The sequence below is a fragment of the Amycolatopsis sp. NPDC051716 genome (assembly GCF_040681595.1).
In the GTDB taxonomy this organism is placed as follows: Bacteria; Actinomycetota; Actinomycetes; order Mycobacteriales; family Pseudonocardiaceae; genus Amycolatopsis.
This window is the reverse complement of the sequence record NZ_JBFAZA010000031.1, coordinates 117,895-129,929: the sequence shown is the minus strand read 5'-3', so window position 1 is coordinate 129,929 and position 12,035 is coordinate 117,895. Positions and strand designations below refer to the sequence as shown.

The window sequence follows — 12,035 nt, the reverse complement described above, 5'->3', positions numbered from 1 at the left end:
GTCATCACTGAGGATCAGCTCGACCTTGGACCGTCCACGACCCGCCATCACCGCATCCTACAATTAGATAGCGAACTTCAGGCGCAGGACACTAGCTTTCGCGCCGCACTGCGCTTTCCCTCCGCGCCGCCGCTTCCCTCGCCCCGCCCCTGCCGCGCCGACCAACCGAAACTGTCGGTGGCCCCCGGTAAGCTGGATACCGGGGGCCGGAGGCCTACCCCGCCTGCAAAGCCGCCACCGCCGGCGCGAACATCGTCGCCTTGATCGCGCCCAATGTTCCGCGGTCCTTGCCCGCCAATGCCTCCGCCCGTTCGCGAGCCACCTTCACCACCTCGCCCTCGCCCGCGACCTCGTCCACCAACCCGATCTCCGCCGCTTCCAAGCCGCCGAATCGGCGCCCGGTCGTCATCGAGGCGATCGCCGCCGAGGGGGTCAGCTTGCCCTGGATCAGCGCCGCCATTCCCGGGGTGAACGGGATGTTGATGTCCGCCTCCGGAAAGCAGAAATAACCCCGGTCGCTGCGCATCACGCGAAAGTCGTGGGCCATGGCCAGCATCGCGCCCGCGCCGAACGCGTGGCCGTTGATCGCCGCGATGGTCGGGACCGGCAGGGTCAGCACCCTGGCGAACAGCTCCTGGACCTCCGCGACGTACCCGGCTGCCTGGTCGCCGTGCGCCGTCAGCCATTCGAGGTCGAGGCCGTTCGAATAGAACTTGCCGCCTCCGGTGGTCACCAGGGCGCCCTCGACGCCGTCCAAAGAGGAATGGACGCGCTGCAGCCAGTCCGGGGAGAACCGGTTTTCGTCGTCGCCCAGGTCGAGCACGGATACGGTCACGGTCGGTCCTTTTCTCGAGGGGGCACGGTCAGCACCGCCCGCACCGCGGCGGCCAGCCTTTCCCGCACCAGTGGATCGGTGATGTCACGCCGGAAGAACGCCGTCGGCAGGTCGACGACGCACGTCGTGATCACCTCGACCGCCAGGCCGTCGCCGCGGTCCCACAGCCCGCGGGCGAGCCGGACCAGCAGGGCGACCAGGCGTTTGTCCAGCGCGTGCAGGGCTTCCGCAAGTTCGTCGGGCAGTTCGGGGCCGAAGAGCCGGTCTCCCCGCACCGACAGCAGCATTCGCGCCCCCTCGGGACGCCGGGACGCGAACACCGCGGGCGTGTCCGCCGCCGCGACGACCGCCTCCACCGGCGACGAAGCCTCGTCCACGAACGAGGTCTGGAGGTCGAGGAACGCCGTCGCCGCACGCAGCCAGACCCGGGCCCGCAGGGCGCTGAGCGACCCGAACGCGTGGTAGATCGTCCCGTTCGGGACGCCCGCGGCCGCCGCCAGGCCACGCACGGTGACCTCCGCCGAGGAGGCGATGAGCCGCTCGGCGACGTCGAGGAGCGCGTCGAGGTCGTGGACGCGGGGGCGGGGCATGCCGAGACCGTAACAGAGCACGTGCTCCAAAACCAGGGCGGTAAGCTGCCGCCGTGGAGATCTGGATCAACCCGGCGTGCTCGAAGTGCCGGTCCGCGGTGTCGCTGCTCGACGAGGCCGGCGCGGAGTACACCGTGCGCCGCTACCTCGAGGACCCGCCGACGGCGGCCGAGCTCGAAGCCGTCCTGGACCGCCTCGGCCTCGAACCGTGGGACATCACGCGCACCGCCGAGCCCGTCGCGAAGGAGCTCGGCCTCAAGACCTGGGGCCGCACGCCCGAGGACCGGCCGAAGTGGATCGACGCGCTCGCCGAGCACCCCAAGCTGATCCAACGGCCGATCATCACCGCCGACGACGGCACGACGGTCGTCGCCCGCGACCCCGAAACCGTGCGTTCGGTCCTTTAAGGAATCGCGTCGGTCGTCGACAGGAGCGGGACGTCCAGGGGCACCGTCTCCGGGTACTTGATCCCGGCGCCGGTGTTGAGCACGACGACGTCTTCGTCGCCCTCGAGCCACCCGGACTCGCGAAGGTGCCGCAGCGCGGCGAAGCACGCGCCGCCCTCCGGACAGACGAAGGTGCCTTCCCGTGCGGCCAGGTCCCGTTGGGCCGCGAGCAATTCCTCGTCGGTGACGGCGATCGCGGTCCCGCCGGTCGCGTACACGGCGTCGAGCACGAGGAAGTCGCCCAGCGCCTTGGGCACGGTGATGCCGAAGGCGACCGTGCGGGCGTCCGGGAACGGGGTGCTTTCCCGCGCACCGCGCGAAAACGCCGAGACGATCGGCGCGCACCCGGTGGCCTGGACGGCGACGAGCCGGGGCAGCGGACCGGAAACCCAGCCCAGCTCCCGCATCTCCAGCAGGGCCTTGTAGATCCCGATGATGCCGACGCCGCCGCCGGTGGGGTAGAGGATGACGCCGGGCAGCCGCCAGCCGAACTGCTCGGCGATCTCGTAGCCCATCGTCTTCTTGCCCTCGATGCGGTACGGCTCCTTCAACGTCGAGACGTCCTGCACTCCGGGACGCCGCGAAACCGCCGAAGCGACGAGCTTGCCCGCGTCGCCGATGAGACCGTCCACCCGGTACAGCTCGGCACCGGCGGCGACGCACTCGCGCATGGTGATCGCCGGGGCGCCGGCCGGCATCGCGACCAGGCTCGACAGCCCCGCGCGCGCCGCGTACAACGCCCACGCCGCGCCGGCGTTGCCGTTCGTCGGCATCGCGATCCCGCGTACGCCCAGCTCGGCCGCACGGGAGACGCCGACCGCGGCGCCCCGGGCCTTGAACGTGCCGGTCGGAACCAGGCCCTCGTCCTTCATCCACAGGCGCGGCAGCCCCAGCTCACGGCCGTAGCGCGGCAGCCGCAGCAGCGGTGTCATGCCCTCGCCGAGGCTGACGACGTGCTCGGCCGAGCGCACGGGCAGCACCTCGTGGTAGCGCCACAGCGTCGGCTCGCGCCCGGCGATCTCCTTCGGCGTCACGGCTTCGCGGACCCGGTCGAGGTCGTAACGCGCGAGCAGCGGTGCGCCCGCCGGGGAGAGGCCCTGGACGGCGTCGGCGTCCAGGCGTTCGCCGGTCCGCGAGCACTCGAGGTGGCTGAGGAAGGAATGCGGCACAACGCCGATCGTAGGTCCTAAAGTGAGCACATGGACGCGCTGCGGGTGTGCCTGTACGTCTTCGCCGGGGTGACGCTCGGCACCTGGCTGGTGTCGGTGCTGACCAGGGAGTACTCCTGGGTCGACCGGATCTGGTCGATCGTGCCGGTGGCCTACGTGGGGATCTTCGCCGGCGCCGCCGGGTTCGCCGACGCCCGGCTCGACGTGATGTTCGCGCTGGTGGTGCTGTGGGGCGCCCGGCTGACGTTCAACTTCGCCCGCAAGGGCGGGTACGCGCCCGGCGGCGAGGACTACCGGTGGGCGGTGCTGCGCGAGCGGATGGCGCCGTGGCAGTTCCAGCTGTTCAACTTCTTCTTCATCTCGCTGTACCAGAACGCCATCCTGCTGCTGATCACCCTCCCGGCGCTGACCGCGCTGGAGCACCCCGGCGGGTTCGGGGTCGCGGACGTCGTCGTCGCGGTGGTGTTCGCCGTCTTCCTCGCCGGCGAGACGGTCGCCGACCAGCAGCAGTGGGAGTTCCACCGCGAGAAGCACGCGGGCCGGGCGCCGACGCGGTTCCTGCAGGCCGGGCTGTTCCGCTACTCGCGGCACCCGAACTTCTTCTTCGAGCAGGCGCAGTGGTGGGCGTTCGCCGCGTTCGGGGTGGTCGCCGGCGGTCTGCAGTGGACGGTCGCCGGCGCGGTCCTGCTCACGCTGCTGTTCGTGGGCTCGACGCGGTTCACCGAGAGCATCACGAAGTCCCGGTACCCCGAGTACGCGGACTACCAGCGGCGCACGTCGGCGGTGGTCCCGTGGCCGGCGCGCGGATGACGGTCGTCGCCGCGCTGCAGCTCGGCACGGGTGTTCCGCTGGAGCGGATCCTGGCGTTCGAGGACGAGCTCCGCGGCGTCTCCCTGGTGGTGCTGCCGGAGGCGGTGCTCGGCGGATATCCGGGCCGCGTGCCGTTCGTCGAGTACTTCCACGCGGCGGTGGCCGTACCCGGCCCGGAGACGGCGGAGCTGGCCGGGCTCGCCGCCCGGACCGGCGCGACGCTGGTGGTGGGCGTCATCGAGCGCGACGGCTCGACGCTCTACAGCACGGTGGTGTTCCTCGATCCGGAGCGAGGGCTGGTGGGCAAGCACCGCAAGCTGGTGCCGACGGCGCGGGAACGCGTGTTCTGGGGCCGCGGCGACGGGTCGACGCTCCCGGTGGTCCCGACGGCGGCGGGCCGGGCCGGCGCGGCGATCTGCTGGGAGAACCACATGCCGTTGCTGCGGGCGGCGATGTACGCGAAGGGCGTCGAGATCTGGTGCGCCCCGACGGCGGACGACCGCGACGTCTGGCAGGCGTCGATGCGCCACATCGCCGACGAGGGCCGGTGTTTCGTGGTTTCGGCGTGCCCGTACGAGGCAGGAGGCGAAGACCCCTTCCGCGGCGGCAGCGTGATCGTCGGCCCGCTGGGGGACGTGCTGGCCGGCCCGCTGCGCGACGCGGAGGGCCTGATCACGGCGGAGATCGACCTGCAGGAGATCGTGGCCGCGCGGCACAGCCTCGACGTTTCGGGGCACTACGCGCGACCGGACGTGTTCTCGCTGACGGTGGACGAGCGGCCGCGGGACGGCGTCACCTTCCTGCGGTGACGCCGTCCGCCGCGGCTCACACCGCCAGCCGGCCGCCGTCCACCGGGAGCACCGCGCCGTGGACGAAGCTCGAGTCGCCCGCCGCCAGGAAGGCGATCGCCGCCGCGATCTCCTCCGGGGCCGCCACCCGGCCGGCCGGGCCCGCCGCCGCCAGGTCGTCCAGGCCGTCGCCGAACGCCGCCGTGCCTTCCGTGCGGGTCGGGCCCGGGCTGACCGCGTTGACGCGCACGCCCGACGGCCCGAATTCCGCCGCCCACGCCTTCGTCATCAGCTCGATCGCCGCCTTCGACGCGCCGTAGGGCGCCATGCCCGCCATGCCGGCCGTCGCGACGACCGTGGACACGTTCACGATCGCGCCGTGGCCGCGCGCGGCCATTTCCGGCGCCAGCTCGGCGACGAGGTAGAACGGCACCTTCACGTTCATCGTGAAGACCGCGTCGAAGTCCGCCTCCGGGAAGCCCGAAGTCGGCCCGGTCGGGAACACGCCGGCGTTGTTGACCAGCACGTCGATCGGCCCGCCCACCTCGCGCGCCCGGGCCGCGAGGGCACGCGCCGACGCCGCGTCCTTCAGGTCCGCCGCGACGAAGTCGGCCTTGCCGCCCGCCACACGGATTTGCTCGACGGCCTCGGCGCCGCGCCCGGCGTCCCGGCCGGACAGCACCACGTGCGCGCCGAGCCCGGCCAGCGCGACCGCCGTCGCGCGGCCGATGCCGCTCGTCCCACCGGTCACCAGGGCCGTCGACCCGGACAGTTTTGCAGCTCCTTCGGGGGTCCGGGTGGCGGAGCCCCCGGCCCGGGGCGAAGCCCCGGATGTCACTGCAGTCATGCTCAACTCCTTCGCAATCGGGGTGTTTCCCCGGTCGCAGAGTTCAAGCGAGACCGCCCGCAAAACCCTTCCTGATGTGCCTTCGGCCCTCCTTATGCCCGCGATCCGTTCCGCCGATGGTCTTCCAGCGCCGCGACGAACTCCGCGACGTCCCGCCGGTGCGACGTCGCCGGCCACACGGCCCAGGTCCGCCGGACGATCGGGTTCCCGGCCAGCGGCACCCAGCGCACGGTGTCCGGCAGCGGGTACGGCCACTCGGGCGGCGCGAACGCGTACGCCCCGCCCGCGCTGACCGCCGGGATCTTGAGCTCGACGATCAGCCGCTGCTCCTCCGGGACCTCCGGCCCGACGTCGAGGCCGTGGCTGCGCAGGATCGCCGCCAGCTCGTCGTACCAGGCCGGGCTGCCCGCACGCGGGAAGGCGAACCACTCCAGGCCGGCCAGATCCTCCAGCCGGACCGGCGAGCCCAGCTTCTCCGCCAGGTCCGTGGCCAGCAGGACGCCGACGTCCTCGGTCACCACGAGTGCCGCGTCCAGGTCGGGACCGGCCGGGCGCTCGCGGACCAGCCCGACGTCCAGCTCGCCGGCCCGCAGCGCGGCCACCTGGGCCACCGACGACAGGTGCCGGGCCTGCACCCGCGTGTCCGGCAGCCGCGCGAGCGCCGAGGGCAGCAGCTCCGGCGGCAGTTCCAGGGGGACGCCGACGCGCAGCACGCCGCCGCCGTCCGCGGTGTGCCGGGCCATCGCGGCGAGCGCCTGGTCGTGGCGCGCCAGCACGGCGCGGGCCTCGCCGAGCAGCGTCGTCCCGGCGTCGGTGACCTGCACGCCGGTGCTCGTGCGCACCAGCAGCCGGACGCCGAGCCGCCGCTCCAGCGCCGTGATCGTCTGGGACAGCGCCGGCTGGCTCACGTGCAGCTGCCGGGCCGCCTTCGACATCGCGCCCGCCTCGACGACCGCGACGAACGCCCGCAGCTCCCGGATCTCCATCAGCGCTCCCACCGGATCGGCAGCGACTTGAGGCCGTTCTGGAAGTTCGACCGCAGCCGCACCGGCTCGCCCGCGAGCTCGACGAACCCGAGCCGGTCGAGCACCGCGTCGAACATGGCTCGCAGCTGCACCCGCGCGAGGTGCGCGCCGAGGCAGAAGTGCGGGCCGTGGCCGAAGGTCAGGTGGTCGTTCGGGGCGCGGCCGACGTCGAAGGTGTCCGGTTCGGGGAACACCGAAGGATCCCGGTTGGCCGACGAGAACCAGACCACCACCTTGTCCCCGGCGGCGATGTCCACATCGGACAGCCGGACGTCGGACACCGCGGTGCGCCGGAAGTGCATCACCGGCGTCCACCAGCGCAGCATCTCTTCGACCGCGGCCGGCAGCAGCGACCGGTCGTCGAGCAGCCGGCGGTACTCGGCGGGGTGCGAGAGCAGCGCGAGCAGCCCGCCGGGCAGGCCGTTGCGGAGGGTTTCGTTGCCCGCCACGGAAAACAGCCAGAACAGGTTCTCGAACTCGGTGAGCGAGACGCGGCCGCCGTCGTCGCCGACGTGCCGCATCAGGTTGCTCATCACGTCGTCGCCCGGGTGCTCGCGCTTGTAGTCGCCCAACGCGTTCGCGTACGCGTAGAGATCCGGCATGCCCGCGCGGGTCCGCGGATCCGGCATCGACCCGTCCGGCCCCGGCGCCGGGCGGACGGCGAGCGCGGCCCGGGCGAGCTCGCTCACCTCGGAAACGGAAACCGTCGAGCTCACCGCGTACTCGGCGTCCTGGTAGCCGATCACCCGGTTGCTCCAGTCGTACATCAGCCGCCGGTCCTGCTCCGGCACGCCGAACACCCCGGCCAGGGTGCGCAGCGGCAGGTCGGCGGCCACTTTCGCGAAGTCGCATTCCCCGCGATCGGCGACCGCCGCGACGAGCTCCCGCGCCCAGCCTTCGATCTGCGACGTCAGTTTCGCGATCGCGCGCGGGGTGAACGCCTTGGTGAGCAGCCCGCGCAGCCGGCCGTGCTCCGGCGGGTCCATGTTCAGCATCATCCGGCGCACGTAGGCGAGGTCGGCCGCGTCCCGGATCTGCGTGCCGCCGAGCTGCGAGGAGAACACGCCGGGCTCGCGCAGCACCCGCCGCACCTCGGCGTGACCGAGCACGGCCCAGAAGTCGTCGACGCGCACCACCGGGCCGGCACGCCGCAGCCGCGCCAGCTCCTCGTACGGGACACCTCGCACGTAGGTGTCCGGATCGGTGATCGTCACGAGCCGACCCTAGCCGCGCCCACCGACAGTTTGGGAAGCTGCGCGGATGGACACGCTCAACATGCGCACCGGCGGCAAGGGCGAACCGGCCGTCCTCCTCCTGCACGGCCTCGGCGCGACCGGCGCCGTCTGGAACCACTTCGCCGTCCTGCTCGACCGGCGCGTTCTCGTGCCCGACCTGCCCGGTCACGGCCCGTCCGCCCCGCTGCCGCACTACAGCTTCGCCACGCTCGCCGAGGCGGTCGCGCGGGCGCTGCCGGACGGTGGCCCGCTGATCGTCGCCGGGCACTCGCTCGGCGGCGTGCTCGCGCTGGAACTGGCGTCCGGCCGCTACGACGTCGAGGTCGCCGGCGTGCTGGCCCTCGGCGTGAAGGTCGAGTGGAGCCAGGACGACCTGAACCGGGCGGCGTCGTTCGCGGCCCGGCCGCCCCGGGTGTTCGCGACAAGGGAGGACGCCGACCAGGCCTACCTGAAGGTGTCCGGGCTGCTCGGCATCGCGCCCACCGACCCGGCCGGGCTTCGCGAGACCGAGGGAGGTTGGCGCCTCGCGATGGACCCGGCCGCGTTCGGCCTCGGCGCGCCGGACATGCCGGCCCTGCTGGCCGGGGCGCGCTGCCCGGTCGTGCTCGCCGCGGGCGAGAACGACCCGATGAGCCGTCCGGAGCAGCTGCGGGCGCTCGATCCCGGCGCCGTCACGCTCGCCGGTCTCGGGCACAACGCCCACGTCGAGGACCCGCCCACCGTGCGGGCCTTGCTCGAGCGCTTCGGCGTGTGAAGTTCCGGGTGCAGCCGTCGTACCCCACGCGACGGCTGCTCCGCGAACCCCTCGCCACCACCGGACGCGAGAAAGCCTAGGAAAGCGCGGTGGACGAGCGCCTGTACTGCTCCTCCCCGCCGCTGTCACCGTCCGTACCTGCGGAAACGGTTATCTTCGCCGATCGGTGGTACAGCTCGGGCGGCACGATCGTGATGCTGGAGAGGTACGTTCCGCTCGGGGCACGCAGGAGAGGACGCCTGTGGACGAAGGCCTGTCGTTCGCCGGATGGCTGCGGGACCGGCGTGCCCTCGCCGGCCTCACCCAGGCCCAGCTCGCCGAGCGGGCCGGAGTGAGCCTGCGCGCGGTGCGCAACGCCGAGCTCGGCAGCGTCCGGCGGCCCCGGCCGGAGACGGCCCGCAAGCTGCGGGAAGCGCTTGCCGAAGCCCCGCCGGAGCCCGTGCGGCTCGGTGTGCTCGGCCCGCTGACGGTGACGCGCGGCACCGAGCCGGTCGAGATCGGCGCGGAGAAGCAGCGCCTGCTCCTGGCGCTGCTGGCCCTGCAGCCGAACCGGACCGTCCGGCGCGAGGACCTCGTCGACGTCATCTGGGACGAGCCGCCGCCGTCGTGCCTGGAGCTGCTCCACACCTACGTCGCGCGGCTGCGGCGGGCGCTGCGGCCGGCCGACCTCATCATCACCGACAAGGGCGGCTACCGGCTGGCCGTCCGTGAGGACGAGCTCGACCTGCTGCGCTTCGAAGCCCTGGTCGCCCGGAACGCGCTCCAGGAGGCCCTGGAACTCTGGCGCGGCCCGGCGCTCGCCGACGTCGAACGGCTGCGCCAGCACCCCGCCCGGCTCGCGCTGGCGATGCGGCGCGCCAAGGTGGTGCTGGCCTACGCCGGGGTTGCCGACCCCGAAGACGCGGCGGTGCAACTGCGGGTGCTGACCGCCGAGGAGCCGCTGAACGAGTCGGCGCACGCCAAGCTGGTGCTGGCGCTCGCCGCGTCCGGGCGCCAGGCCGCCGCGCTGGACGTCTTCGACGAGGTGCGCCGGCGGCTGGCCGATGAGCTCGGCCTGGAACCGGGCCCCGAGCTTCAGGCGGCCCAGCGGCAGGTGCTGCGGCAGGACTTCGCGACGCCGCAGCCGCCGGCCCGGGTCCCGGCGCAGCTGCCCGCCGACGTCCCCGGCTTCCGCGGCCGGGCCGCCCAGCTGGCCGAGCTGGACGCGCTGCTGCGTCGCGACGACGACGACACCGGCGCGCGCATCGCCGTCCTCTCCGGCACCGGCGGGGTCGGCAAGACCGCGCTCGCCGTCCACTGGGCGCAGCGCGTGCCCGCGGAGTTCCCGGACGGCCAGCTCTACCTCGACCTGCACGGCTACGGCACGGTCCGGCCGGTGGACCCGGCCGACGCGCTGTCCGGGTTCCTGCGCGCCCTCGGTGTCCCGGGCGCGGACATCCCCGCCGAGCCGGACGAGCGGGCCGCGAAGTTCCGCACCGCGCTCACCGGGCGGCGGATGCTGCTGGTGCTGGACAACGCGAACTCGGTCGGGCAGGTCCGCCCGCTGCTGCCCGGCTCGCCCACCTGCCTGGTGCTGGTGACCAGCCGGGACGCGCTGCCCGGCCTGGTCGCCCGCCACGGCGCCCGGCGGGTGCTCGTCGACCTGCTCACCGAGGCCGAAGCCCGCGATCTGCTCCGGGCGCTGCTCGGGCCGCGCGTCGACGATGAACCCGAGGCCGCCGCGGCGCTGATCGGCTACGCGGCCCGGCTCCCGCTGGCCCTGCGGCTGGTCGCGGAACTGGCGCTGAGCCGGCCGGGCGAGCGCCTCGCCGCCTTGGCCGCCGAGCTGGCCGACGAACGGCGGCGGCTCGACCTGCTCGACGGCGGCGGTGACCCGCTGACCGCCGTCCGCGCCGTGTTCTCCTGGTCCTACCGCAACCTCTCGCCCGACGCGGCCCGCGTGTTCCGGCTCTGCGGCCTGCACCCGGGCCGCGACCTGACGCCGCCCGCGCTGGCCGCCCTCGCCGGCGTGCCGCTGCCGGAAGCCGAACGGCTGGCCGGGGTCCTGGTGCGCGCCCACCTCGTGCAGCAGACCGGCGACGACCGCGTCCAGCTGCACGACCTGCTGCGCGTCTACGCCGCCGAGCTCGCGGCCGGCGAGCCCGCCGAGAGCCGCGAGGCGCAGCGGCGGCTGTTCGACTTCTACGTCTCTTCGGCCGGCCAGGCCATGGACGTCGTCCTGCCGCAGGAACGGCACCTGCGGCCGCGCGTGCCGGAGCCGGACGTCAAGGTGCTCGACGCCCCGGCGTGGCTGGAGGCCGAGCGCCGCAACCTCCTGGCGATCGCCGCGCACGCGACGCGGCACCGCTGGCCGGACCACCTGCGGCTGCTGTCCGGGATCCTGTGGCACTACCTCGACGTCGGCGGCTACCACGAGGAAGCGCTGGTCCTGCACACGCACGCGTCGGCGCTGGCCCACCACACCGGCGACCGGGCGGCCGAGGCCGAGCCGCTGATCCTGATCGCGCTGGGCCACTGGCGGATGGGCCGGTCGCCGGAGGCGCTGCGGTACCTGGAGGAGGCCCTCGTCCTCGCCCGCGAGACCGGGGACTGGCGCACGGAAATCCACTCGGTCAACACCCTGGGCCTCGTCTGCCGGGCGCTGGGCCGGTTCGCCGAGGGGATCCGGTACTCGACGGAAGCGCTCGCGCTGGCCAGGAAGACGGGCGACCGCACCAGCGAAGGCCTGGTCCTGGTGGTGCTCGGCTGTTCCTGCCGCGGCATCGGCCGGTACGGCGAAGCGATCGGTCACCTCGAAGAAGCTCTTGCCCTGGCGCGCGACATCGCCGACCGCACGAGCGAGGGCTACGCGCTGGTCAACCTGGGCGACTCGCTGTCGGCGCTGGGCCGCCACGACGAGGCGGTCCGGGTCCTGAACGAGGGGCTGGCGCACCTGCGGGCGATGGGCGTCCGGGTGAGCGAGGGGTACGCGCTGGGCATCCTCGGCGACGTCGAGCACGCGCGGGGCCGGTACGCCGAAGCCGCGGAGCACCTGGAGCGGGCGCTGGAAATCGCGCAGGAGACGGGCAGCCCGCCCAACCGCAGCGTCGCGCTGAAGCACCTGGGCGATGTCCGGCTGGCGCAGGGCCGGCCCGCGGAAGCGGCCCAGCACCTCGAAGAAGCGCTGAGCCTGGCCCGCGAATGCGGCGACCGCGGCGTCGAATCCCGGGTGCTCAACAGCCTGGGCAGCCTGTCCGCCGCGCGCGGAGCGGCGTCGGAGGCGCTGCGGTACCACCGCGAAGCCCTGGCCGTGGCGAAGGAAACCGGCTGCCGCCCCGAGCAGGGCCGGGCCCACTGCGGGCTCGGTGAAGTCCACAGTGGACTCGGTGACCCGGAGGCCGCGCGCGAGCACTGGGAACGCGCGCTGGCCTGCTACGCCGGGGAATGCGTGCCCGGCGCGATCCGGGTCCGCAACCACTTGACGGCCCTGGAGTGCGTCGCGGGGTAGCCGGGCTCGCGGGCGGCGAGGTCGGTTTCGAGGCGTTCGAGGTCCCGGT

The 12,035-nt window shown here is 73.5% G+C and carries 11 protein-coding genes; 5 read left to right on the top strand and 6 right to left on the bottom strand.

Going from position 1 to position 12,035, the window contains the following annotated elements; genetic code table 11:
• Window positions 1–214: 214 nt before the first annotated feature.
• Window positions 215–835, bottom strand: coding sequence for an enoyl-CoA hydratase/isomerase family protein (locus tag AB0M30_RS34510; protein WP_364592646.1), 621 nt, complete (start codon window positions 833–835; stop codon window positions 215–217).
• A complete protein-coding gene (locus tag AB0M30_RS34505; RefSeq protein WP_364592643.1) occupies window positions 832–1,425 on the bottom strand; it encodes a TetR/AcrR family transcriptional regulator in 594 nt (197 codons plus the stop codon). Before AB0M30_RS34505 ends, AB0M30_RS34510 begins: the two co-directional genes overlap by 4 nt.
• Window positions 1,426–1,478: 53 nt before the next feature.
• Between AB0M30_RS34505 and AB0M30_RS34500 the strand changes: the two genes are divergently transcribed.
• A complete protein-coding gene (locus AB0M30_RS34500; RefSeq protein WP_364592640.1) occupies window positions 1,479–1,832 on the top strand; it encodes an arsenate reductase family protein in 354 nt (117 codons plus the stop codon).
• On the opposite strand, the gene AB0M30_RS34495 is transcribed toward AB0M30_RS34500, so the two are convergent.
• A complete protein-coding gene (locus AB0M30_RS34495) occupies window positions 1,829–3,040 on the bottom strand; it encodes a threonine synthase (RefSeq protein ID WP_364592637.1) in 1,212 nt (403 codons plus the stop codon). The two genes, AB0M30_RS34500 and AB0M30_RS34495, sit on opposite strands and share 4 nt — an antisense overlap.
• A gap of 30 nt (window positions 3,041–3,070) precedes the next feature.
• Between AB0M30_RS34495 and AB0M30_RS34490 the strand changes: the two genes are divergently transcribed.
• Both AB0M30_RS34490 and AB0M30_RS34485 read left to right on the top strand, forming a co-directional pair.
• A complete protein-coding gene (locus AB0M30_RS34490; protein WP_364592634.1) occupies window positions 3,071–3,850 on the top strand; it encodes a DUF1295 domain-containing protein in 780 nt (259 codons plus the stop codon).
• Window positions 3,832–4,659, top strand: a complete 828-nt coding sequence (locus AB0M30_RS34485; protein ID WP_364592631.1) for a carbon-nitrogen hydrolase family protein — start codon at window positions 3,832–3,834, stop codon at window positions 4,657–4,659. Before AB0M30_RS34490 ends, AB0M30_RS34485 begins: the two co-directional genes overlap by 19 nt.
• Window positions 4,660–4,675: 16 nt before the next feature.
• Here AB0M30_RS34485 and AB0M30_RS34480 read toward each other — a convergent pair whose 3' ends face one another.
• The 3 genes from AB0M30_RS34480 to AB0M30_RS34470 all read right to left on the bottom strand — a co-directional run bounded on the left by AB0M30_RS34480 (window position 4,676) and on the right by AB0M30_RS34470 (window position 7,724).
• Complete coding sequence (locus AB0M30_RS34480) at window positions 4,676–5,485, bottom strand: SDR family oxidoreductase (protein WP_364592628.1); 810 nt, start codon at window positions 5,483–5,485, stop codon at window positions 4,676–4,678.
• Window positions 5,486–5,577: 92 nt separating this feature from the next.
• The gene (locus tag AB0M30_RS34475) at window positions 5,578–6,471 is read right to left on the bottom strand and encodes a LysR family transcriptional regulator (RefSeq protein WP_364592625.1); all 894 of its coding nucleotides are present in this window, start codon (window positions 6,469–6,471) and stop codon (window positions 5,578–5,580) included.
• Window positions 6,471–7,724 carry a cytochrome P450 gene (locus AB0M30_RS34470; protein ID WP_364592622.1) on the bottom strand — a complete coding sequence of 418 codons (1,254 nt, stop codon included), beginning with the start codon at window positions 7,722–7,724 and terminating at the stop codon, window positions 6,471–6,473. Before AB0M30_RS34470 ends, AB0M30_RS34475 begins: the two co-directional genes overlap by 1 nt.
• Window positions 7,725–7,770: 46 nt before the next feature.
• Between AB0M30_RS34470 and AB0M30_RS34465 the strand changes: the two genes are divergently transcribed.
• On the top strand, window positions 7,771–8,499 hold the full coding sequence (locus AB0M30_RS34465; RefSeq protein ID WP_364592619.1) for an alpha/beta fold hydrolase: 729 nt from the start codon (window positions 7,771–7,773) through the stop codon (window positions 8,497–8,499).
• Between the two features lie 241 nt (window positions 8,500–8,740).
• A complete protein-coding gene (locus tag AB0M30_RS34460) occupies window positions 8,741–11,986 on the top strand; it encodes a tetratricopeptide repeat protein (RefSeq protein WP_364592617.1) in 3,246 nt (1,081 codons plus the stop codon).
• Window positions 11,987–12,035 lie beyond the last annotated feature (49 nt).

Bases quoted from the DNA above. Each gene is read 5' to 3' on its own strand.
- AB0M30_RS34505 (WP_364592643.1), bottom strand. From the start codon at position 1,425: ATGCCCCGCCCCCGCGTCCACGACCTCGACGCGCTCCTCGACGTCGCC.
- AB0M30_RS34465 (WP_364592619.1), top strand. From the start codon at position 7,771: ATGGACACGCTCAACATGCGCACCGGCGGCAAGGGCGAACCGGCCGTC.
- AB0M30_RS34490 (WP_364592634.1), top strand. From the start codon at position 3,071: ATGGACGCGCTGCGGGTGTGCCTGTACGTCTTCGCCGGGGTGACGCTC.
- AB0M30_RS34480 (WP_364592628.1), bottom strand. From the start codon at position 5,485: ATGACTGCAGTGACATCCGGGGCTTCGCCCCGGGCCGGGGGCTCCGCC.
- AB0M30_RS34475 (WP_364592625.1), bottom strand. From the start codon at position 6,471: ATGGAGATCCGGGAGCTGCGGGCGTTCGTCGCGGTCGTCGAGGCGGGC.